Annotated in this window: 14 protein-coding genes; 7 read left to right on the top strand and 7 right to left on the bottom strand. The window is 66.0% G+C overall.

Features of this window, described 5'->3' with window-relative positions; all coding sequences use genetic code 11:
- Positions 1-25: 25 nt before the first annotated feature.
- Positions 26-2,551, bottom strand: coding sequence for a DUF2309 domain-containing protein (locus QX048_RS34585; RefSeq protein ID WP_315753644.1), 2,526 nt, complete (start codon positions 2,549-2,551; stop codon positions 26-28).
- A gap of 13 nt (positions 2,552-2,564) precedes the next feature.
- Positions 2,565-4,154, bottom strand: a complete 1,590-nt coding sequence (locus tag QX048_RS34580) for an NADH-quinone oxidoreductase subunit L (RefSeq protein WP_315825437.1) — start codon at positions 4,152-4,154, stop codon at positions 2,565-2,567.
- A 116-nt stretch (positions 4,155-4,270) separates the two neighbouring features.
- Here QX048_RS34580 and QX048_RS34575 point away from each other — a divergent pair, with 116 nt between their 5' ends.
- Positions 4,271-5,170: a LysR family transcriptional regulator gene (locus QX048_RS34575; protein ID WP_315716565.1), complete on the top strand. Its 900-nt coding sequence runs from the start codon at positions 4,271-4,273 to the stop codon at positions 5,168-5,170.
- A gap of 129 nt (positions 5,171-5,299) precedes the next feature.
- Here the strand turns inward: QX048_RS34575 and QX048_RS34570 are convergent, their stop codons facing one another.
- Together QX048_RS34570 and QX048_RS34565 are read right to left on the bottom strand one after the other, a co-directional pair.
- Positions 5,300-5,446, bottom strand: coding sequence for a hypothetical protein (locus QX048_RS34570; RefSeq protein ID WP_315716719.1), 147 nt, complete (start codon positions 5,444-5,446; stop codon positions 5,300-5,302).
- Between the two features lie 472 nt (positions 5,447-5,918).
- Complete coding sequence (locus QX048_RS34565; protein ID WP_315769302.1) at positions 5,919-6,593, bottom strand: GntR family transcriptional regulator; 675 nt, start codon at positions 6,591-6,593, stop codon at positions 5,919-5,921.
- A 150-nt stretch (positions 6,594-6,743) separates the two neighbouring features.
- Here QX048_RS34565 and QX048_RS34560 point away from each other — a divergent pair, with 150 nt between their 5' ends.
- The 3 genes from QX048_RS34560 to QX048_RS34550 all read left to right on the top strand — a co-directional run bounded on the left by QX048_RS34560 (position 6,744) and on the right by QX048_RS34550 (position 10,674).
- Positions 6,744-7,946 carry an ABC transporter substrate-binding protein gene (locus QX048_RS34560; RefSeq protein WP_315825438.1) on the top strand — a complete coding sequence of 401 codons (1,203 nt, stop codon included), beginning with the start codon at positions 6,744-6,746 and terminating at the stop codon, positions 7,944-7,946.
- Between the two features lie 366 nt (positions 7,947-8,312).
- Positions 8,313-9,875 carry a TadE/TadG family type IV pilus assembly protein gene (locus tag QX048_RS34555; protein ID WP_315825439.1) on the top strand — a complete coding sequence of 521 codons (1,563 nt, stop codon included), beginning with the start codon at positions 8,313-8,315 and terminating at the stop codon, positions 9,873-9,875.
- A gap of 88 nt (positions 9,876-9,963) precedes the next feature.
- Positions 9,964-10,674: a hypothetical protein gene (locus QX048_RS34550; protein WP_315825440.1), complete on the top strand. Its 711-nt coding sequence runs from the start codon at positions 9,964-9,966 to the stop codon at positions 10,672-10,674.
- Here QX048_RS34550 and QX048_RS34545 read toward each other — a convergent pair.
- Both QX048_RS34545 and QX048_RS34540 read right to left on the bottom strand, forming a co-directional pair.
- Positions 10,664-11,512, bottom strand: a complete 849-nt coding sequence (locus tag QX048_RS34545) for a tetratricopeptide repeat protein (protein ID WP_315825441.1) — start codon at positions 11,510-11,512, stop codon at positions 10,664-10,666. The two genes, QX048_RS34550 and QX048_RS34545, sit on opposite strands and share 11 nt — an antisense overlap.
- 81 nt (positions 11,513-11,593) lie before the next feature.
- Complete coding sequence (locus tag QX048_RS34540; RefSeq protein ID WP_315825442.1) at positions 11,594-12,541, bottom strand: alpha/beta hydrolase; 948 nt, start codon at positions 12,539-12,541, stop codon at positions 11,594-11,596.
- A gap of 193 nt (positions 12,542-12,734) precedes the next feature.
- Between QX048_RS34540 and QX048_RS34535 the strand changes: the two genes are divergently transcribed.
- Positions 12,735-13,214 (top strand): Hsp20 family protein, encoded by a 480-nt coding sequence (locus QX048_RS34535; protein ID WP_315716558.1) that lies wholly within the window; start codon positions 12,735-12,737, stop codon positions 13,212-13,214.
- Between the two features lie 164 nt (positions 13,215-13,378).
- The gene (locus QX048_RS34530; RefSeq protein ID WP_315825443.1) at positions 13,379-14,143 is read left to right on the top strand and encodes an alpha/beta hydrolase; all 765 of its coding nucleotides are present in this window, start codon (positions 13,379-13,381) and stop codon (positions 14,141-14,143) included.
- A gap of 186 nt (positions 14,144-14,329) precedes the next feature.
- Here QX048_RS34530 and QX048_RS34525 read toward each other — a convergent pair whose 3' ends face one another.
- Positions 14,330-15,283, bottom strand: coding sequence for a hypothetical protein (locus tag QX048_RS34525; RefSeq protein WP_315825444.1), 954 nt, complete (start codon positions 15,281-15,283; stop codon positions 14,330-14,332).
- Between the two features lie 540 nt (positions 15,284-15,823).
- On the opposite strand from QX048_RS34525, the gene gltB reads away from it, so the two are divergent.
- Entirely contained in the window at positions 15,824-20,560 is a 4,737-nt protein-coding gene (gltB, locus tag QX048_RS34520) for a glutamate synthase large subunit (RefSeq protein ID WP_315716555.1), read from the top strand.
- The last annotated feature ends 134 nt before the right edge of the window (positions 20,561-20,694 follow it).

Below are 20,694 nucleotides of genomic sequence, written 5' to 3'. Positions count from 1 at the left end.
CTGATCATGGGGCGCACCGCAGGCTTCACGCCGCGGTCCAGCCGCCCGGACGCACGCAACGCCGGATCGCTCCCTGCTCTCCGAGGGAATGCAAGATCACCCAGCCGTTGACGACGAGATCGCGCACGCCCTGGTGACGCTGCAGGACCTCGTCCATGGCGCTCTCCGGCGCGGCGATGAAGACGTTGAGCCTGATGGGTTCGTGGATGAAGCGCGTGCCGTCATGCACCGACTGCCAGGGCAGCCCGACACGCAAGTCGCCGGCGTTGCCCTCGAGCACGCCGAGCTGGCCGACGATGTTGTGCAACACCTTGTTGCCGCTGCCGAAGGCAGCGTTGTTCACGGTCGAGCCGTAATATTGCAGGTTGATCCAGCTCGCGACCACCATCGGCGCCGTCATGATCAGCTCGAGGGTGCGATAGCCGTCGTCACGGGCGGCCTCGTAGGAGTGCAGGAAGGCGCGGCCGCCGAGGTCGAGGCCGCGGGTGAAGGCGCGCGGCGCGGCGATGAAGGCGGCGTTGCCGGCGAGCCCCCATTCGGGCCGCACCTGCGACCAGTCGCGGCTCCGGGCGATCACCGCGTCATCGATGTCGGATACGTCCTTGATGCCGAGCAGCGCGCTGCGCTCCTGCCGCGCCAGCCGTGCAGCGTCCGCGAGCCGTGCCTTCAGCCGGGACAGATCCGGCGCGAGCACGGCCGGAACGTCGTCCTCGTCGAACAAGGTCACGGCATCGGTCGTGGTGTCGTGCAGCGCTCCGATGAACCAGCAATCGGCGGGGATGTCGATGCCCTTGGCGCGCAGACCTTCTCGCACACGCCAGTCGTTGAGAACGGCTGCGGCGACCCGCGCATTGGCCTCGCCGGTATGGCCCCCGCAGGCGCCGCAATCCAACCCCGACGCGTGCGGATTGTTGACGGTGGTGCTGCCGTGACCGGCCAGCAGCACGAGCCGCGCGAACGGCCCGGTCAGCGACATCGCCTTGAGCACCGCCTCGGCCATCGCGACGCGCTGCGGATCGGTGAAGCCGGTGGCCCGCCCGCCGAGCTCGCCCGGTGTCAGCCGCGGCTGGACGCGGGCCGCGATCTCGGGATCGAGACCATCAACGACGGGTGACGGCACGGGACGCGTGACACCTGCGCTGTCGGTTGCGATCTTGGCGGCGAAGCCGAGGCCGGCGGTCTCGACGAAGGAGAACGACGAGACGGCCGAGACCTTGAACGACTTCCAGGCCTTGGCCGCCCGCCGCCGCAGCAGCCGCAGACCCAGCACCTCGGCCGCCTCGACGTCATCGGCATGCTTGACGGCCTCGCAAACGACAAAGGCGGGCTTGAGCAGCACCGGGCATTGCGCGCCGCCCCTGGTATGGCCGATCGGGACGTATTCGATCGGGAAGCCGAAGAATCCGGCGAAGCCGATCGTCTCGGCTTCCGGATAAGCGGTCTCCAGCGCGCGCCGGAAGATCTCCGAGCGCACGTCGATGCAGAACGCGGCCTGCAACGCCGGCCGCGCCGGCAGCCGCGGGATCGCCGCCTCTGCGCCATGCGCGGCAAGCTGCCCGACCAGCCGCGCCCGGAAGGCGATCTCATAGGCCTCGTGCAGCACGAGATCGATCGCAAGCTCCGGCGTCTCGTCGAGCCGCTGATCGGCCGGCAGCTTCGCCGCTTCCGCCATGGCCTCCGCCCAGGCCGCCTTGAAGGCGTCGTCGGTGCGCGCCTGATAGAGCGCGTAGCCCCAGGCGAGCCGGATCGCCAGCAGCTCCAGCAGCGTCTCGTCGCGCCGACCGTCGAGCTGCGCGTTCCAACCGATGTAGCGGGCATAGGCCGACCAGCCGCCGAGATCGAACAGTGCCCGCACCAGATAGTCCTCGACTGCCCGCGCGGGGATGCCGAGCCGGTCGACGATCAGACCGATCGCCTGCACCGGATCGGCCGGCAGCTCCGCGATCGCCTTGCGGAAGCCGGTGAGCCCCATCACCTCGGGATTGCGGTCATAGGCCGCGATCGTCCGCCACGCGGCATAGGGCTTCAGCTTGCGCACCGGGCTGGGCCAGCTCGCCTGGCCTTCGTCGAAATAGGTGGCGCAAAACGCCGAGATCTCGTCGATCATGAAGGCGACCAGCGAGACGTAGCGATCGCCCTCGGCGAGCCGGTCGAGCACCTCGGCGACCGTCGCCACGACGGCGGGCGGCGACGACAGCCCGGCCTCGGCGCGCGCCTTCTGCTTGAGCGCATCGACATCGAGCCCGGTCGAGGGATGCAGCGCGAGCGCCTGCGCCAGCGCTTCATCGTCGATCCGGCCGTCGTCGAGCGCCTGCCGGTAGTAGCCGCGCGGCATCAGCATCCGCGTCCGCACCACGCGCTCGAACGTCGCGGCGGTCGCGGCGAAGCTCTGCGAGGTAAAGCCGAGGAACGGATTGACGGCGACGAAGTGCTTCAGCGGCCACAACGGCGCGACCCGCTGGCAGGCGCTGTCGATGCGGGCCATCAGCCCGGCATCGGCGGTGGTGTCGATCGGGTCGGTCATGGACATGGCAAGGGCAGCCTGGGTCATCTTCATCTCCGGCTCACGGCTTGGACGGAAGGTGCGAGCTCGCGCTTCGCGGCCAAACCGTCAGCACGAGGCGGTTGGCGAGCGTGTTGAGATAGAGGCCGTTGCGCAGGTGGACGTAGGCCGCGATCCAGAACGGCGCGTCGGCGCGGCGCATCATCTGGTTCTGGAACACGGTCACCGCCGCGAACGAGACCACCACGGCCGCCGCGATCAGCATCGGCACGACACCATCGACCGGCCGCGATGCGGGAATGCTGCCGCCGACCAGCCAGGCCGTGCCGGCCTGCAGCGCGAAGTAGACGATCGCGACGCCCGCTGCGGTCACCGCGGCGCGGGCGATGACGAAGGCGTTCGGCCGCTCGTCGATCGCGTTGGCCATCAGGTGCACCAGCCCCATCAGCAGCACCGAGCCGAGCGCGATCTGCGCCGGGTTGCTGCGGAGCGTCATGCCGAAGGCGAGCCCCGTGAGCAGCGCGAGGCCGATTACCGCGACCAAGGCCAGGATCAGTCGTGCCGCGTGCGGCTGGCCGCCGGGGCTCGGCGTCCATGACGCGCGGGCGAGATCGATGATGCTGCCCGACGACAGGAAGGCGTGCGCCTTGTAGAGCGAATGCGCCACGATGTGCAGCAGCGCCGCGGAGAAGGCGCCGAGCCCGCATTGCAGCAGCATGAAGCCCATCTGCGCCACCGTCGAATAAGCGAGCTGAACCTTGACCGAGGTCTGCGTCAGCATCACCAGCGAGCCGAACAGCGCGGTGGCGCCACCGACGACCGCGAGGACGTCGAGCGCGGGCGTGGCCAGCAGCAGCACGTCGCTGAGCCTGAGCACCAGGAAGCCACCGGCATTGATGATGCCGGCATGCAGCAGGGCCGACACCGGGGTCGGCGTCTCCATCACCTCGATAAGCCAGCCATGCAGCGGCAGCTGCGCGGATTTCAGCATCGCGGTCGCGACGATCAGCAGCGCGGCGATCGTGACAATCGCCGATCCCGCCCCTTCTCCGCCGCGGGCCTGCGCAGCGAGGCTGGCGAGCTCCAGCGTGCCGAAGCGGAGGTAGAGAAGCAGCGCCGCGACCGCGAGGAAGGCATCGCCGAGCCGGCTCGCCACGAACTTCTTGCGCGAGGCGCGGACCGCGGCCGGACGGGTGTCGTAGAACAGCAGCAGCTTGCCGAGCGCCAGGCTGGTGCCGATCCAGGCCGCCAGCAGCAGCACCAGGTTTCCGGAGATCAGCAAGGTCAGCACCGCGGCCAGGGTGAGCAGCAGCCAGCGCGTGAACCTGACCTGGCCGGGATCGCCGTCGAGATAGTTGCGGCTGTAGCGCACGACGACGAAGCCGATGAAGCTGACCAGCATGATGAGGATGGCGCCGAGCGTATCGAGCTGCAGCGACAGCCCTAGGCCGTAGCCGCCGAGCAGTGGCGTCCGCCCTGCCCCCATGACCGCTGCGCCGAGGCTCGCGAGAGTGGCAAGGGCGAATGCGAGCGCGGCGGTCGCGATCGCGTTACGTGCGACGGTTCTGGCGCTGCCGCCGGTGCCGGCGAGCGCGACGACCGCGAGCGTGAGCGGCGCAAGCGCCGCAAGACAGGGAAGGAGCTGGTTCATGGCGGCCCGGTCGTTTGATCACAGGGGACGATCTCTCCCTCTTGCTTTACGGGCTGCAGTTCATTCCTAAAATTTCAATCATTGAACCTGATCGTTATAAAATATAGAATGATTGCGTGCCGCATCTGAATTACCACCACCTGCGCTACTTCTGGATCATCGCCAGCGAAGGCAGCATGAGCCGCGCCGCGCAGCGCCTCAACGTCTCGCCCTCCTCGCTGTCGGTGCAGGTGAAGGCGCTGGAGGAGCAGCTCGGGCAGAAGCTGTTCGAGCGCATTGGACGCACCCTGCAGCTCACCGAGGCCGGGCGCATCGCGCTCGACTATGCCGGCAGCGTGTTCAAGTCCGGCCATGAGCTGATCGAGACCTTGTCGGGCCTGCGGCCGGGACGGCAGCTGCTGCGGGTCGGCGCCGCGGCGAACCTGTCGCGCAACTTCCAGATCGCGTTCCTGAAGCCCTTGATCGGGCGCGGCGACGTCGAGCTGATCATCCACACCGGTCAGTTCAGCGACCTGTTGGAACAGCTCGACGCCCACAAGCTCGATCTCGTGCTCGCCAACCATCCGGCGGCGCCAGACATGCGCAGCAATTTCGACAACACGCTGATCGATGAGCAGCGCGTCAGCCTCGTTAGCCGCAAGCCGGCCAAGCCCGCGCGATTCCGATTCCCGCAGGATCTGGCAACGACGCCGGTGATCCTGCCCGGCCGAGGCAGCGCGCTGCGCTCGGCTTTCGATGCGCTGGTCGGATCCAGCGGGATCCGTCCGGTCATCGCCGCCGAGGTCGACGACATGGCGATGCTGCGCCTGATGGCCCGCGAGAGCGGCACCGTCACGTTGGTGCCGTCGATCGTCGTGATCGACGAACTGCGTACCGGCGTGCTGGTTGAACGCGCCCGCCTGAGCGCGCTGAAGGAGCAGTTCTTCGCCGTGAGCCAGCAGCGCCGCTATCCCAATCCGCTCGTCGCCGAGCTGATCGGATCACGCGACAGGAAGAGCGGTTCACGGCCTGAATGACCTGTCCGTGGCACTTTGTCTTGAAATAGGTTGCAGGCAGCCCGCAAGACATCGGGACGGACCGGTCTTGCGGACCAACTCCCAGTTCGTTCCGAACTGGGGCAAGGTCAGCAGTCGTGAGCCGTCCGATCAGAACATCGCGGGCGGACTGACATTCACCCCGTGCTGGACCAGCACGAGAGAAGCGACCACGCCCGTCAATGAGAACATGGTCACCAGACCAAATCCGGAATTGAGCGCATGGGGACCAACCAGCTTCCGCACAATCATCATCATCAATGTCTCCTCCTGAATGTCGTTAGTGGACTTAACTAGAGGGACGGTGCGTTACCGGGGCGTTTCCAAATTTGGAGAGATCGGCGCGTGGTGAATGCATCCTTGAATGCACAGCATGCCCGGCATGAAGGCCGCTTAACACTGACGGCGGATTTGCAGTTGCATCGAGACGGGGGGAAGCGCCGACGCTCGAAAAAGTTGAATCTTCGTATTAGCTCGCCCTGAACGGAGCACGATGCCGACGACAAGGATGGACGACGGCCGCACGCGAGGCACGGTGGTTCGCGTCGCGCTGAGCGATCGCATCTATGCGCGGCGCGAGCAATTCGACGCTTCCCGTTTCCCAGCGGAAGTACATCGTCACCCCGAATGAAGGGGCCGCAGCCGTCAAGTGACCCTCGGTCATTCGGCTGGCGACATCCGGCTCGGAACGGATCACGAAGACGTTCGCGGTCTGCGTCCTGATATGATCCTACTTCGCCTCATTCATCGCCGTCGCTGCGAGCAGCGCCGCCTCGATCGTGTCCCGGGTCTTGTCGAGATGCGCCATCATGAGCGTCACCGCGCGCTCGGTGTCGCGCGCCAGCGCCGCCTCCATCAGTTCGCGATGCTCACGCGCGGCATCGCGGTTGCCGCGATCGGTCTTGCGGGCGAGATCGAGATAACGCTCGTTGTGCGCAAACAGGAGATCGCGCACCCGCATCATCCAGGCGCTGCCACAGGCCTGGGCCAACGCGGCATGGAAATCGGCATGCGCCAGCATCCAGGCCGGCGAGAAGCTGCCGTCATGGGCCGCGATCGGCGTCGCGGCCAGACGGTGATGCGCGGCAACGACCGTGGTCTCCCAGGCGAGATCACCGTTGGCGATGGCGCGGCGCAGGCACTTGGTCTCGATCTCGACGCGCATGTCGGTCAGATCGCGCAGATCGGCCACCGAGACCGGCGCCACGCGGAAGCCGCGCTGCGGCGTCGCCGTCACCAGCCCTTCCGCCGTGAGCCGCGCCAGCGCCTCGCGGATCGCCCCGGTGCTGACCGAGAAGGCTGATCCGAGCTCGCTGATCTTCAGCTTCTCCTCCGGACGATAGAGGCCGGCGAGCAGGCTGGCACGCAACTGCTCGTAGACGGTCTGGGTGGCGCTGCCGGACATCGACTCACTCTCGCGGGACAATCGATTCACACTAGCAAAGCCTAAAAGTATATTTTCATCAAAAAATATATTTTAATTGCACGGCCTCCGCCATGCCCCTATGCTCAGCGCCAAAACGCCGCCGGCAGCGCGGCCATCAGGGAGGTATCCATGCGAAGCGCCATCGCAGCGGCAGGATTGTTGGTCGCCGCGTCCGTCCTCGCCGTACCCGCTCGGGCGGAGGATCAGCCGGGCGTCACCGCCAGCGAGATCCGCATTGGACAGACCATGCCCTATAGCGGGCCGGTGTCCGCCTTCGGCATCCTCGGCAAGGGCGAGGTGGCCTATTTCAAGATGATCAACGACCGCGGCGGCATCAACGGCCGCAAGGTCAACCTGATCTCGCTGGACGACAGCTACGTGCCGCCCAAGACCGTGGAGCAGACGCGACGTCTGGTCGAGAGCGACGAGGTGTCGTTCATCTTCTCGACCATGGGCACCGCGCACAACACCGCGATCGCCAAGTATCTCCAGGGCAAGAAGGTGCCGCAGCTGTTCGTGGCCTCGGGCGCCTCGAAGTTCGGCGACCCTGCGCAATTTCCGCTGGCCTTGATGGGCGTGATGGCGCCGTTCCGCAACGAAGCGCGGATGTATGCGCGCTACGCGCTGCAGACGAAGCCGGATTCGACCTTTGCCATTCTCGCGCAGAACGACGATTTCGGCCGCGACTATCTCGCCGGGCTGAAGGACGTGCTCGGCGAGCGCTTCGACAGCACGGTGACCGTCGCAAGCTACGAGTCGACCGAGCCGACCATCGACTCGCAGATCGTGAAGCTGAAATCGACCGGCGCCGATGCGCTGATCATCGCCGCGACGCCGAAATTCGCCGCGCAGGCGATCCGCAAGACCCATGAGATCAACTGGCGCCCGCTGACGTTCTTGACCAACGTCTCGGTGTGGATGTCATCGGTCATGGAGCCGGCGGGCCTCGAGGCCGGCACCGGCATCATCTCGACGGCCTACGTCAAGGATCCGTTGGATCCCGCCTGGGCCAACGATGCCGGCGTCAAGGGCTGGCGCGACTATATGGCGAAATACGTGCCCGACGGCGACATCCGCGATTCCAACTACGTCAACGGCTACAACAACGGCATGGTGCTGGAGCACGTGCTGAAGGCGGCCGGCAACGATCTGTCGCGCGAGAACATTTTGCGGCAGGCGCTGTCGATCAAGGATCTCGAACTGCCGATGCTGCTGCCGGGCATCAAGGTCAACACGTCAGAGACCGACCACCTCCCGGTCGAGCAGGTGCAGTTCATGCGTTTCACCGGCAAGCAGTGGGAGCGGTTCGGCGAGGTGCTGTCGACCAAGTAGCAGCGGCTGCTCCGGTGGATCGTCGGCGCGGCTCCGCTGACGACAGGCGCATGCATGGGCTGGCACGGTATTGGAGGACGGCGCCTCTCTCTCGCCACGTAAACAAAATCGCAACAGTCGCCTGCGATGTTTCGTCGCAGGTCAACCGAATTCGCAATCGGCGTCCGCATACATCCACATGTGGTCCCGCGCGCGACGGCGTGACCCTCTGCTCACGGCCGGGGGAGCGGGCGGAGGGCGGGCTCGTGCCCGGTTCTCACCGCAGGTCTCCTTGAAGCAGTCGCGGAGATGATCGCCGCGGGGAACCGCCAACGAGGAAAAGAATACAGGTCCTCACCGCCCCAACGGGATCTTTTGAGGAAGAGCATGACGGATATCAGCCGACCAGCGAGCCGGGCGAGCGCCGCCATCGCGCGCTTCTCCCGCGACAGCAAGGCCAATATCGCGGTCACATTCGCGCTGGCGCTGTTGCCAATTCTCACGGCGATCGGATGCGCGACCGACTACTCCATGGCCATGCGCATGAAGATCAGGCTCCAGTCTGCGGCCGATGCCGCGAGCATCGCCTCGATCTCGGTCAACTCGGCAGGCTATACAGCGGCGATGGCGATGACGTCGGACGGAACCGTTACCGCCGGGGTCTCGGAGGCGGACAACATCTTCAAGGGCAACGCCTCTACCTTTCAAGGCTACACATTGACGTCCGAGACCAGCACCGTCACCAAGAGCGGGTCCACACTGACGTCGCAGGTGCAATTCACCGCCAACGTGCCGGCCACGTTCCTGACGGTGATCGGCTATCAGAATCTGACGGTCAGCGGCCAATCGTCCTCTTCCGTCACGTTGCCACTCTATCTCGACTTCTATTTGACGCTGGACGTCTCGGGCTCGATGGGCCTCCCGTCGACATCGTCCGAAGCACAGCGCATGCAGGCGATCAGCCCGGACAACTACAGGCAATACCCCACGGGATGCACGCTGGCGTGCCATTTTTCGCCGCAGAATAGCGCTTGCACCGATTCAGGGACCCAGGGATATCCCACGAACAATTATTGCCTGGGCTATGCGATCTCGCGCGTCAGCCAGAGCGGTTACAAGAACCTGCTGACCACCAACAAGAACTACCCCATGGGCGTTCAACTGCCGTCGTCGATCGTGTCCGGCCTGCCAAACTCACTGTACAAGAACCTGGCGACCGTTGCGAACTGCCCGACCGATGGGACAGATGCGTGCATCCAGCTGCGGCTGGATGCCGTGGGCTATGCCGTGAACCAGCTGTTTGTCACGGCGAACAACACCAAGAAGGTCAACAACCAGTTCCGGATCGGCCTCTACCCCTTCATCCGATATCTCTATTCCTACTTTCCGCTCACCAGCAGCATCAACGGCTCGACGACGGATTCGACCACCATCAACTATGCGGCGGCCAACCTTGCGACGCTGCTCGACACCAACACCAACGCATCTCTCGGCTCGGGCGGAACGCATATCGACACGGCCCTGTCCAGCGTCAACAACCTGATCGTCAATGTCGGGAACGGCAGCGCCTCGACCAATACCCTGCCCTACGTGTTCCTGGTCACCGACGGCGCGCAAGACCCGCAAGTGAAGGGCGTGCCCAATGGCTCATGGTCCGGCAGCAATCATGCCACCGTGATCGATCCGAACACCTCCTGCACACCGCTGAAGAACCGCGGCATCATCATCTCAGTTCTCTACATTCCCTATCAGGTGATCAATCCGGTGAACGCATCCTTCGCCGGTGACGAAGACGACTATGCCAACAGCAACATTCCTTCGATTCCGCCGAGCCTGAAGGCCTGCGCCTCGCCGGGATTCTTCTATACGGCGAACACGCCCGCCGACATCACGTCGGCGCTGAACGCGATGTTCAATCATGCGGTGTCCGAGGCGCATCTGACGAGATAGAGCAGAGACAAGCCCAGGCTCGGCCGTTGGACTTTCGGCGCCGAAGGCGTAGACCTCTACCGTCGACCACGAAAGAGCCGCGGCGCCCATGTCCGAGACTGATCCGCTCACGCTGAAATTTCGCTGTCCGAAGGAGCTGGAAGGCCTCATTCCGCGGCCGGTGCCGGCGCCGATGGGCGTTCCCGATTGGGTCAAGACGATGCCGGCCACCGCGTTCAGCGCGCTCAACCAGGCCGAGGAGCAGACCGTCAAGCGCTGCCCGCCCTTCATCGACGCGATGACGACGGGCTTCCTCATTCCGCTGGTCTGCGATCTCACGGTCGAGGATGGCGGGATCAGTTGGGACAACGAGCTGCCGCCGGGCGGCGCGATCGATTTTCCGCGCTCGCCGATCAGCTTCCACGACGTCGCGCAGGTCACGGGCTCGCCGCTGTTCGAGGCCGACCGCTTCCTGCTCAAGTTTCACAATCTCTGGACGATCGAGGCGCCGGAGGGCTGGGCATTGCTGTTCACGCATCCCGTCAACCGCTTCGACCTGCCCTTCACCACCGTGACCGGACTGGTCGACAGCGACCGCTTTCACGATAGCTTCGTGCATTTTCCGGCGCATTGGCACGACACGTCGTTCCGCGGCGTGCTGCCAAAGGGCACGCCGGTCGCGCAATGCATTCCGGTGAAGCGGCAGGCGTGGACGATGCAGACCTCGGCCTTCACCGAAGAGGAAATCGCGGAGATTCACGAGGTGCGCGAGGCGCTGAAGCGCGAGACCGGCGTCTATCGCAAGCGGTTCAGGGCTTGAGGGCGGCCACGCCGTCGACCTGAAGGAACTTCGCCGCATCGCTCGGCCGGAAAAAGAAGCGGCCATGCGAGCTAACGACCATCGTATAGGCCGCGCGGCTCAACAGATGCGGCCGGCCGCGCACCACCGTGCGCAACGCCGCCTCGGCCCCGGCGCGGTCGCCCATCTCCATCAGGCACATAGCGAGGTTGGCGCGGGTCTGCGTGTCCTCGGGCCGCAGGCCGAGCGCATGGCGGTAGGTGCCTGCGGCCTCGGCATAGTCGCCGTCGAGGAACTGCACCCAGGCGAGCTCGATCAGGATGTCGGGCCGTCCCGGCGCGGCCTCGCGCGCCGCCAGCAGGTGCGTGCGGGCACGAACGCGGTCATTGGCCTGGAGAGAGAGGCGTCCGAGATCGAGCTGGAGGTCGACGCTGTCGGGTGACAGCGTCAGCGCCTCCTCGATCACGGCGATGGCTTCACCGAGCTGTCCCGACTTGGCAAGCCGCCCCGCCAGCTCCTGGAACGCCGGCAGAAAAGGCGGCCGCCGCGCCGCGGTCTTGCGCAGTAGGGCGATGCCATCAGCGGCGCGTCTGGACTCGCACAAAGCGGCGCCGAGCAGCGTCTGGAGTTCCGGATCGCTGCCGCGCAACGCCGCCTTCTCGAGCGGCGCGATCGCTTCGTTCGCGCGCTGCTGGCCGAGCAGTGCATGGGCCTGGACGAGCAGCGCGGCGCGGTCGGTCCTGGCCGTGCGCAGAATCGAGGCGGCGATCTGCTCGGCGCGCGCGAACTGCCGCGCGCGCAGCGCGTGGATCGCCTCCTGCAGCGCCTGCGCCTGCAATCTGTTCTGCGCCTTGCTCACGACCAGCCGTCACAACGCGAGGGGGTGGCCGGTAGCTCTAGCCCGCAGGACCCAGGGGTGTCCAGCGGACGGCAGGACGGCTCACCCGAACAGCGGCGTGCCCGGCACGAAGGCGTCGAACGCGGCCCAGAACTGCGAGCGGTAGCGGTCCTGCTCCTGCAGGATCTCGTGCTTCGCACCGGCGATGACGAGATGCGAGCCGGCGCGCAGATGATAGGCGAACTCCTCGATCGCCGCGGTCGACACCACGGTGTCGCTGGACGCCGCCAGCATCAGGATCGGCTGGCGGATCTGGGAGGGATAGGTCATGCCGCGGAAGGTCATCATCGCCGAGAAGGCGGAATCGGCCCAGGCCACCGTCGGCGAGGCGATGCCGAGCGTCGGATCTTCTTCGAGGATCGCGGCGTTGCGGGCATAGCGGACCGGATCGGAGGTCAGAGGATTGTTGACGAACGGCGCCAGCCCGCTGATCTCGTCGTTGCCGCCCGGCACGTAGCGGCCGCCCTGTCCGGCGATGCGCATCGCCCGCAGCAACAGCCGCGCCGGCAGCGCGGTGCGGCTGTCCGGAAGGTCGATCATCGGCGCCGACAGCACGACGCGATCGAACCAGCGCTTGCCGGCATGTGCGAGCCGCAGCATCACCGTGCCGCCCATCGAATGCGCCAGCGCGAAATAAGGCGGCGGACAATCCGGCAGCACGACTTGCGTGACGAAGGTCTCCACGTCGGTCTCGTAGTCGGAGAACGAGCGCACATAGCCCTTGCGGGAATCGCGCAGGCGCCGCGACGAATGGCCCTGGCCGCGCCAGTCGATGATGGCGACCGCAAAGCCGCGATCGCGCAGATCGCGCACCGTCTCGAAATACTTCTCGATCATCTCGCTACGGCCGGTGAACACGCACACCGTGCCCTTGCGCCCGGCCGGCGGCGCCCAGCGCGCAAAGCGCAGCTCGGCGCCATCAGGGGTCTTGATGGTGCCGGCAGTAACGTTTTCGGGAACGGGATTGGCGGGAATCGAGACGAGCGTCATGAGGCGCCCATCGAATAGGTGAAAGGCAGCGGGAATCAAGGGGTGGAACGGCAAAAAGAGCCGGTCTTGGGCGCCCTTGAAGGTCGAAACGTCCGGCCCATATCGAGATCGTGCAGGCCGCGTCAGGCTGCACGACAGCCCGGCCCGATGGCGGGCGGGTTAGCCAACAGTCGCTCAATGGAGGACTTTGACCATGCGTACCTACGACCTCACCCCCTTCTATCGTTCCACCGTCGGTTTCGACCGTCTGTTCTCGCTGCTCGACCAGGCCACCGCCGAGCCCACCCCCGGCTATCCGCCCTACAACATCGAGCGCACCGGTGAGAACGCTTACCGCATCACCGTCGCCGTCTCCGGCTTTGGCAAGGATGAGCTCTCCCTCGTCGCGAAGGAAAACACGCTGACGATCAAGGGCGAGAAGGCCGCCAACGAGAACGGCAAAAAGGCCGAGGTGCTGTATCGCGGCATCGCCGCCCGGGCCTTCGAGCGCTCGTTCCAGCTCGCCGACCACGTGGTGGTGAAGAACGCCAGCCTCGAAAACGGCCTGCTCCACGTCGACCTCGTACGCGAGATTCCGGAAGCGAAGAAGCCCCGCTCGATTCCGATCTCGACCGGCGCGCAGGCCGCCGAGCAGCCGGTGATCGAAGGCTCGGCCGAGAAGGCCGCCGCATAACAGCACATCCTCATTTCTGGAATAGGAGCGCCCCGGGCAACCGGGGCGTTTTTTCATGTCTCGCTGCAGTGCAGTCAAACGATCGTGACCACTGGTAACGGCCTGCTCTCAGCTCGCGAAGACGCCAATGATCGCCTCGCGTCAACCGGGCTTGGAGCCGTGACATGGACCTTCTTCGCACCCTCACCTGCGCCGCCGCGCTGCTGATCTCCGCAGGCCCCGCCCTCGCCGAGCCCGCGCAGCCGCCCAAGGTCCACAACGTCGTGCTGGTGCACGGCGCCTGGGCCGATGGCTCGAGCTGGGCCAAGGTCATCCCCTATCTGCAGGCGGCCGGCCTCAAGGTCACGGCCGTGCAGAATCCGCTGACCTCGCTCGCGGACTCCGCGGCCGCCACCCGCCGCGCCCTGGCCGAGCAGGATGGGCCGGCCGTGCTGGTCGGCCATTCCTGGGGTGGCACGGTCGTGAGCGATGTCGGCACCAATCCAAAGGTCAGCGCGCTGGTCTATGTCGCGGCCCGGGCCCCCGATGCGGGCGAGGATTTCGTCAAGCTCGCCGGGCAATATCCGACACCGCCGGCACGCGCCGGCATCGTCGACCACGACGGCGAGACCAAGCTCAACGAGGACGCCTTCCTGAAGGACTTCGCCAATGGTGTCGATGCGACGACGGCGAAGGAGCTCTATGCGGTGCAATGGCCGACCGCGGCGACGATCTTCGGCAACCGCACCACCCAGGCGGCGTGGCACGACAAGCCGTCATTCTATGCGGTGTCGAAGCAGGACAAGACGATCGATCCGGATTTCGAGCGCTTCCTGGCCCACCGCATGAAGGCGACCACGATCGAGCTCGACGCCGGGCACCTGTCGCTGGTGTCGCATCCGAAGGAGATCGCTGATCTGATCCTGAAGGCCGCCGGTCAGCACGAGTAGTGCGACCGATCGCGCTGGGATCTCATCGGCTGCTCCAAACGACCTGTCATGCCCGCGAAAGCGGGCATCCAGGTCGCCGTGGCAGTCGTGACTGACCGAGATGCCGGGGTTACGTTATCGCCCGGTCGAGCCGGGCGATGACAGCTTTGGTGGTGGCAAGCGGCCGGGCAGACCGTCTGACTGCCTCTATTCCAAACCCTGTACAGCCGGCATCTTTGCCGTCGGCAGGATCTGGGGCACGGGCTTCGCCGTGGGCGCTGCGACGGAGCCGGTCGTCTGCGGCGCGGCCGCGGCCGATTGCACCGGCTTCGGCTCAGAGGGTTTTGCGTCTGAAGCCTTTGCGTCTGAAGCCTTGGCTTCTGAAGGCTTGGCTTCTGAAGGCTTGGCCAATGAAGCCTTGGCCTCGGCCGGCTTGATGTCCGCGGGGCTGGGCGCGACCGGCTTGACCGCCTCGGCCGGCTTCGGATTGAGCGCGGCGGTCTGCGGTGCCGGAGCACTCGGCCGTGCGGCAGGCGTCGGCACCTTCGGCTGGACCGGCACCGCGGTGGCAACGCGCGGCGCAGCCGGCATCGGCGGCACCAGGCGCGGATCGGCCCGGATCACGCTCGGCGGCGGCAGGCGGTCGAGGCCGCCGCGCGGGCTCGGCTCATAGCGCATCCGCTCGTACTCCTCGCCCCATTGGAACGCCGGCACGAAGCGGAGGATGCGGCCGGAGCGCGCATCGACCACGAGCTTGCCGTCCTCGCCCTGGCGATCGAGCACCGCCACGACCCAGACATTGCCGCGCTGGCGCGGTGCGCCGAGCGGCGAGAAACCGTTGTCGCGCAGAATCGCATAGACCTCATGCACCGGCAGGAACGCCGGTGCATAGCCATACTCCTGCTGGTAGCCGTCCTGACGGTAGACCGGCGCCGGCGGCACATAGCGCTCGTCGCGGTAGCCGTAGTCAGGGCCCGGCCGGTAGCCGTAACGCGGCGGCGGTGCGGGCACGACGGCCGGCGGCGGCAGATCCGAATAAGGCGTATCGAAATCGGAGACCACCGTGTAGGGCGCACGGACGCCCTGTGGCGGCAACGGCTCGGCCTGCGCGGCAAACGGCGCGATCAACGCGGCCGAGACGACTCCAACTAGCAACTTCATGGCTCAAAGCTCCTGCATGCCCCCGCACGTGAAGCTGTTCGCTTCTTCTCAAGTGCCGCGGAAGTTCTGCCGTGATTCCGGCGGTCCTGGGTCGGCGACAGGGCGGGATCGGGGCGTTAGGTTTCAAAATCGAGCGCGGCGCGTGATCGCCGGCCCGGCCGGATCGATCGGTCAGTGGCAGAAGCGGAAGATTTGCCGGGGAATGAGCGTGTTGCGGCGCCCGGACCTCAGGACTCCGCAGTGCTTGTGTGATAGGTTAAAGTTTGGCATCTTGCGGTTTAGGACAGAAATGCTGTCTAAAATTTCGTTGCAAAGGTGACCGAGACTTTGCAATGATGTTACGGCGCCTGAGGGCGCTGCGACATGAACAGGCCGCGGTCGTCCAGCGGGGACATGGTCCCCCGGACACTGGCCTGAATTCTGCAAATGCGGCTCGCTGAGAAGGACGAGCGTTGGCTCCGGAGAGGGGCCCGCGCAGCGCCCGGGGTGCGCCGGACGGACTGTGGTGAAGGCCCTGACCAATAATTTATGGGGACGGATATGAGCGGATCGAAGGTCGAGCACGGAATTTTGGGCGGCGCGGTGCTGGCTGTGGATTCGCATGAGAAACCGGCCGAGATCACCCGCGAGCTGCATACGTGGCGCCCTGAAGCCGAAGGTCTGTACGACCCGAGCCAGGAGAAGGATTCCTGCGGCGTCGGCTTCATCGCCAACATCAAGGGCCAGAAGTCGCATCAGATCGTTGCGGACGCGCTCAGCATCCTCTGCAATCTGGAGCACCGCGGCGCCGTCGGCGCCGACCCGCGCTTCGGCGACGGCGCCGGCATCCTGGTGCAGATCCCGCACGCCTTCTTCTCGCGCAAGGCGAAGGAGCTCGGCTTCACGCTGCCGGCTCCGGGCGAATACGCCATCGGCGCGCTGTTCATGCCGCGCGACGAAGCGTGGCGGAACGTCATCAAGAGCATCATCGCCGACCAGATCGAGGACGAAGGCCTGGTGCTGCTCGGCTGGCGCGACGTGCCGACCGACAACTCCTCGCTGGGGGTGACCGTCAAGCCGACCGAGCCGCGCAGCATGCAGGTGTTCATCGGCCGCAACGGCGCCGCCAAGACCGAGGACGAGTTCGAGCGCAAGCTCTACATCCTCCGCAAGTCGATCTCGCAGGCGATCTATCAGCGTCGCGACCGCGGCATGTCGGGCTATTATCCGTGCTCGATGTCGTGCCGGACCGTGATCTACAAGGGCATGTTCCTGGCCGACCAGCTCGGCAAGTACTACGCCGACCTGCACGAGCCGGACTTCGAGAGCGCGCTGGCGCTGGTGCATCAGCGCTTCTCGACCAACACCTTCCCGACTTGGTCGCTGGCGCATCCCTACCGGATGATCGCGCACAACGGCGAGATCAACACGCTGCGCGGCAACGTCAACTGGATGGCGGCGCGGCAGGCGTCGGTGTCGTCGGAGCTGTTCGGCAAGGACATCAGCCGGCTCTGGCCGATCTCCTATGAAGGCCAGTCCGACACTGCCTGCTTCGACAACGCGCTCGAATTCCTGGTGCAGGGCGGCTACTCGCTGCCGCACGCGGTCATGATGATGATCCCGGAAGCCTGGGCCGGCAATCCGCTGATGAGCGAGGAGCGCCGCTCGTTCTACGAATATCACGCCGCGCTGATGGAGCCGTGGGACGGCCCGGCCGCGATCGCCTTTACCGACGGCCGCCAGATCGGCGCCACGCTCGACCGCAACGGCCTGCGGCCGGCGCGCTATCTCGTCACCAAGGACGACCGCATCGTGATGGCGTCCGAAATGGGCGTCTTGAAGATTCCGGAGGAGCAGATCGTCACCAAATGGCGGCTGCAGCCGGGCAAGATGCTGCTCGTCGATCTCGAGGAGGGTCGCCTGATCCCGGACGACGAGATCAAGGCGCAGCTCGCCGCCAGCCATCCCTACACCGAGTGGCTCGCGCGCACACAGATCCAGGTCGAGAAGCTGCCGGACGCGCCGACCACTGGCGCGCGCACCAACCTGCCGCTGTTGGACCGGCAGCAGGCGTTCGGCTACAGCCAGGAAGACATCGCGATCCTGATGACGCCGATGGCGGCGACCGGCGAGGAGGCCACGGGCTCGATGGGCAACGACACGCCGATCTCGGCGCTGTCGGACAAGCCGAAGCTGCTCTTCACCTACTTCAAGCAGAACTTCGCCCAGGTCACCAACCCGCCGATCGACCCGATCCGCGAGGAGCTGGTGATGAGCCTGGTCTCGATCATCGGTCCGCGGCCGAACCTGTTCGACCTCGAAGGCGTCGCTTCGACCAAGCGGCTCGAGGTGCATCAGCCGATCCTGACCGATGCGGACCTCGAGAAGATCCGCTCGATCTCGCAAGTGTCCGACAGCCACTTCGTCTCGCGCACGCTCGACACCACCTTCGATGCGAGCCTGGGCGCGGCCGGCTTCGAGCAGGTGCTCGACGATCTCTGCGGCCGCGCCGAAGCCGCGGTGCGCGAGGGCGTCAACATCATCATCCTGTCCGACCGCATGGTCTCGGCCGACCGGATTCCGATCCCGTCGCTGCTCGCCTGCGCCGCCGTGCATCATCACCTGATCCGCACCGGCCTGCGCACGTCGGTGGGTCTCGTGGTGGAGTCGGGCGAGCCGCGCGAGGTGCATCACTTCGCCTGCCTGGCCGGCTACGGCGCAGAGGCGATCAATCCTTATCTCGCCTTCGAGACCATCATCGCGCTCAAGGACAAGCTGCCGGGCGCGCTGAGCGACTACGAGGTCGTCAAGCGCTACATCAAGTCGATCGGCAAGGGCCTGCTCAAGGTCATGTCGAAGATGGGCATCTCGACCTACCAGTCCTATTGCGGCGCGCAGATCTTCGACGCGGTCGGCCTGAAGGCCGAGTTCGTGCAGAAGTTCTTCTACGGCACCCACACCCGCATCGAAGGCGTCGGTCTGGCCGAGATCGCCGAGGAGACCACGCGCCGCCACCGCGACGCGTTCGGCGACGCGCTGGTCTACAAGACCGCGCTCGATGTCGGCGGCGAATATGCCTTCCGCACCCGCGGCGAGGACCATGCGTGGACCGCGGAGTCGGTCGCGACGCTGCAGCACGCCGTGCGCGGCAATTCCAGGGAGCGCTACCAGGCGTTCGCGAGGCTGCTCAACGAGCAGTCCGAGCGGCTTCTGACCCTGCGCGGTCTGTTCCGGATCAAGTCGGCCGAGGACGACAAGCGCAAGCCGGTCCCGCTCGACGAGGTCGAGCCGGCCAAGGAGATCGTCAAGCGCTTCGCCACCGGCGCGATGAGCTTCGGCTCGATCTCGCGCGAGGCGCACACCACGCTCGCGATCGCCATGAACCGGATCGGCGGCAAGTCGAACACCGGCGAGGGCGGCGAGGAAGCCGACCGTTTCAAGCCGATGCCGAACGGCGATTCCATGCGCTCGGCGATCAAGCAGGTCGCCTCGGGCCGGTTCGGCGTGACGACGGAGTATCTCGTCAACTCCGACATGATGCAGATCAAGATGGCGCAGGGTGCGAAGCCCGGCGAAGGCGGCCAGCTGCCCGGCCACAAGGTCGACGCCACCATCGCCAAGGTGCGTCACTCGACGCCGGGTGTCGGCCTGATCTCGCCGCCGCCACATCACGACATCTACTCGATCGAGGATCTCGCGCAGCTGATCTACGACCTGAAGAACGTCAATCCCGACGGCCAGGTCTCGGTCAAGCTCGTCTCCGAAGTCGGCGTCGGCACGGTTGCCGCCGGCGTTGCCAAGGCGCGCGCCGACCATGTCACGATCGCGGGCTTCGAGGGCGGCACCGGTGCCTCTCCCCTCACCTCGATCAAGCATGCGGGCTCGCCGTGGGAGATCGGCCTTGCCGAAACGCACCAGACGCTGGTGCGCGAGCGGCTGCGCAGCCGCATCGTGGTCCAGGTCGACGGCGGCTTCCGCACCGGTCGTGACGTCGTCATCGGCGCCCTGCTCGGCGCCGACGAATTCGGCTTCGCCACCGCCCCCTTGATCGCCGCCGGCTGCATCATGATGCGCAAGTGCCATCTCAACACCTGCCCTGTCGGCGTCGCCACCCAGGACCCGGTGCTGCGCAAGCGCTTCACCGGTCAGCCCGAGCACGTGATCAACTTCTTCTTCTTCGTCGCCGAGGAAGTCCGCGAGATCATGGCGAGCCTCGGCTATCGCTCCTTCAATGAGATGGTCGGCCAGACCCAGATGCTCGACCAGTCCCGCCTGGTGGCGCATTGGAAAGCCAAGGGCCTCGACTTCTCCAAGCTGTTCGTCAAGCAGAAGGAGGCGCCGGGCCAGAAGATCCATCACGCCGAGGCGCAGGACCATCACCTCGAGGCCGTGCTCGACCGCAAGCTGATCGAGCAGGCCAAGCCAGCGCTCGACCGTGGCGCGCCGGTCAAGATCGAGGCCGAGATCAACAACACCGACCGTTCGGCGGGCGCGATGCTGTCCGGCGCGGTGGCCAAGATCTACGGCCATGCCGGCCTGCCGCAGGACACCATCCATGTCAGCCTGAAGGGCACCGCCGGTCAGGCCTTCGGTGCCTGGCTCGCCAACGGCGTCACCTTCGAGCTCGAAGGCGAAGGCAACGACTACGTCGGCAAGGGCCTGTCGGGCGGCCGCATCATCGTCAAGCCGCCGCGCAACTCCGGCATCGTGCCCGAGGAATCGATCATCGTCGGCAACACCGTGATGTACGGCGCGATCTCCGGCGAGTGCTTCTTCCGCGGCATCGCCGGCGAGCGCTTCGCGGTGCGTAACTCGGGCGCGGTCGCCGTGGTCGAGGGCGCGGGAGATCATTGCTGCGAATACATGACCGGCGGCATCGTCGTCGTGCTCGGCAAGACCGGGCGCAACTTCGCGGCCGGCATGTCGGGCGGCGTCGCCTATGTACTCGACGAGGCCGGCGACTTCGACAAGCACTGCAACATGGCGATGGTCGAGCTCGAACCGGTGCTGTCCGAGGAGATGATCGCAGAGGACACCTATCACCAGATGGGCGACCTCGAGGCGCATGGCCGGGTCGACGTGTTCAAGAACCTGCTGGCGTCCGACGTCGAGCGGCTGCACGTGCTGATCTCGCGCCACGCCAAGGCGACCGGCTCCAAGCGCGCCGCCGACATCCTGGCGAACTGGAAGGACTATGCGCCGAAGTTCCGCAAGGTGATGCCGGTCGAATACCGCCGTGCCCTGAAGGAGCTCGCCGCCAACGCCGACGCCGAGCCCAAGATCGCGATCGGGGCCTGAGGCGCAGGCCACAACCAAGGCGTCATTGCGAGCGCAGCGACTTGTCCGCCGAAGCCCCTTGGGGCGTAGGCGGAAGCAACCCAGGGCCCAGGAGAAAGTCTGGATTGCTTCGTCGCTGACACTCCTCGCAATGA

It is taken from the genome of Bradyrhizobium sp. SZCCHNS30572 (genome assembly GCF_032484415.1).
GTDB lineage: Bacteria > Pseudomonadota > Alphaproteobacteria > Rhizobiales > Xanthobacteraceae > Bradyrhizobium.
Note: the sequence above shows the minus strand (reverse complement) of the source record. Positions and strands in the feature narration are given on the sequence as shown.

What these genes read in the sequence shown, in the direction of transcription:
- QX048_RS34555 (WP_315825439.1), top strand. Translation starts at nt 8,313, where the DNA reads ATGACGGATATCAGCCGACCAGCGAGCCGGGCGAGCGCCGCCATCGCG.
- QX048_RS34560 (WP_315825438.1), top strand. Translation starts at nt 6,744, where the DNA reads ATGCGAAGCGCCATCGCAGCGGCAGGATTGTTGGTCGCCGCGTCCGTC.
- QX048_RS34530 (WP_315825443.1), top strand. Translation starts at nt 13,379, where the DNA reads ATGGACCTTCTTCGCACCCTCACCTGCGCCGCCGCGCTGCTGATCTCC.
- QX048_RS34535 (WP_315716558.1), top strand. Translation starts at nt 12,735, where the DNA reads ATGCGTACCTACGACCTCACCCCCTTCTATCGTTCCACCGTCGGTTTC.
- QX048_RS34525 (WP_315825444.1), bottom strand. Translation starts at nt 15,283, where the DNA reads ATGAAGTTGCTAGTTGGAGTCGTCTCGGCCGCGTTGATCGCGCCGTTT.
- QX048_RS34580 (WP_315825437.1), bottom strand. Translation starts at nt 4,154, where the DNA reads ATGAACCAGCTCCTTCCCTGTCTTGCGGCGCTTGCGCCGCTCACGCTC.
- QX048_RS34585 (WP_315753644.1), bottom strand. Translation starts at nt 2,551, where the DNA reads ATGACCCAGGCTGCCCTTGCCATGTCCATGACCGACCCGATCGACACC.
- QX048_RS34565 (WP_315769302.1), bottom strand. Translation starts at nt 6,593, where the DNA reads ATGTCCGGCAGCGCCACCCAGACCGTCTACGAGCAGTTGCGTGCCAGC.
- gltB (WP_315716555.1), top strand. Translation starts at nt 15,824, where the DNA reads ATGAGCGGATCGAAGGTCGAGCACGGAATTTTGGGCGGCGCGGTGCTG.
- QX048_RS34540 (WP_315825442.1), bottom strand. Translation starts at nt 12,541, where the DNA reads ATGACGCTCGTCTCGATTCCCGCCAATCCCGTTCCCGAAAACGTTACT.
- QX048_RS34570 (WP_315716719.1), bottom strand. Translation starts at nt 5,446, where the DNA reads ATGATGATGATTGTGCGGAAGCTGGTTGGTCCCCATGCGCTCAATTCC.
- QX048_RS34550 (WP_315825440.1), top strand. Translation starts at nt 9,964, where the DNA reads ATGTCCGAGACTGATCCGCTCACGCTGAAATTTCGCTGTCCGAAGGAG.